The organism is Microbacterium sp. ISL-103, assembly GCF_018613995.1.
Lineage (GTDB): Bacteria > Actinomycetota > Actinomycetes > Actinomycetales > Microbacteriaceae > Microbacterium.
Genome location: NZ_JAGGPD010000604.1, coordinates 1 through 1,193, shown reverse-complemented (window position 1 = coordinate 1,193; position 1,193 = coordinate 1). Strand labels below are relative to the sequence as shown.

The following is a 1,193-nucleotide window of genomic DNA, read 5'->3' as shown; positions in this document are numbered from 1 at the left end:
TCGCCTCGCCGCGCACGGTGTTGGGACCTGCCAGGCCGCGCAGCTCGATGCGCGCTCCGTCGTAGATCACCTCCTGCTCGGATCCGTTCACGACGACCCTGTCGACGCTCTCTCCGATGAAGTCGAGCCAGGTCGACTCCGACGTCGACGTGAACTCCAGCGTGGTCACGGTCGAGAATCCGATGCGAGCCCGCTCGGGCGCGCCGGTGAGGTCGAGCTCGACGCGGATGCTGCTCACGGAGACGGCAGCGGATCGCGCCGCGGTCTCGTGCCGGGAGAGATTGGCGGTGTCCATCCCTCCATCCTTCCATCTGGTCGCCATCGGTCGTGTCGGACTTCGCGCACCCCGACCGTCTCTCAGCGTTGCATAACGCAACATACTGGCGTAGAGTTGCGCTATGCAACAGAGCGAGAACTCAGGCGGTCGCCACCACGACAGTGCCACGGTGCTGCGCTCTCTCGTCGCGATCACACGCCGCGGCCTCGTCGACGCCCGCGCGGGGGAACCGCGCCTGTCGATCACCGATCAGTCGATCGTGATGGCGATCGCCGACGAGCCGGGAATCCGCTCGACCGACATCGCCAGGATGTTCCGCCTCAACCGGTCGACGGTGTCACGTCAGCTCTCGGCCCTGATCGCGCTCGGCCTCGTCGAGGAGATCTCCTCGACGACGGGGCGCGGCCGGCCGCTCGCACTCACTTCCGCGGGCGAAGACGCCTTCCGCGGCACCCTCGACACGCTGCAGAGCGTGATCGACGACCATCTCGCCGGGTGGTCGGACGCAGAGATCACACGCTTCGCGCAGGACCTGCAGCGATTCGACCGGGGCGGCACCCCGGCGTGACCACGGCCCACGAGGCCATCGGAGGAAGAAGAGAAATGAAGAACATCACTGTTCTGGGCACGGGAGTGCTCGGCTCGCAGATCGCGTTCCAGACCGCGTTCCACGGATTCGACGTCACCGCCTACGACATCGATCAGCCGGCGCTGGATCGGGCAGCGGAGCGGTTCGACGCTCTGGCCGCACGCTACGTCGAAGACGGAGTGGAGAACGCCGCGGACGGAGGCGCGCGAGCAGCCATCTCCCGAATCCGACTGACATCCGACCTCGCGGATTCCGCCGTCGCCGCGGACCTCATCATCGAAGCCGTTCCCGAGAGCCTCGAGTTGAAGCAGGGCATCTACCGCACGC

At 66.9% G+C, this 1,193-nt stretch carries 2 protein-coding genes and 1 pseudogene; 2 read left to right on the top strand and 1 reads right to left on the bottom strand.

Going from position 1 to position 1,193, the window contains the following annotated elements; translation table 11 throughout:
- Window positions 1-295, bottom strand: a pseudogene (locus J7E68_RS18455) (aminopeptidase N); the annotation flags it as partial.
- A 103-nt stretch (window positions 296-398) separates the two neighbouring features.
- Here J7E68_RS18455 and J7E68_RS18450 point away from each other — a divergent pair.
- Both J7E68_RS18450 and J7E68_RS18445 read left to right on the top strand, forming a co-directional pair.
- Entirely contained in the window at window positions 399-845 is a 447-nt protein-coding gene (locus tag J7E68_RS18450; RefSeq protein ID WP_215174994.1) for a MarR family winged helix-turn-helix transcriptional regulator, read from the top strand.
- Between the two features lie 35 nt (window positions 846-880).
- The coding region (locus J7E68_RS18445) for a 3-hydroxyacyl-CoA dehydrogenase NAD-binding domain-containing protein (protein WP_251049145.1) at window positions 881-1,193 on the top strand (313 nt) is incomplete at its 3' end.

Bases quoted from the DNA above. Each gene is read 5' to 3' on its own strand.
- J7E68_RS18450 (WP_215174994.1), top strand. From the start codon at position 399: ATGCAACAGAGCGAGAACTCAGGCGGTCGCCACCACGACAGTGCCACG.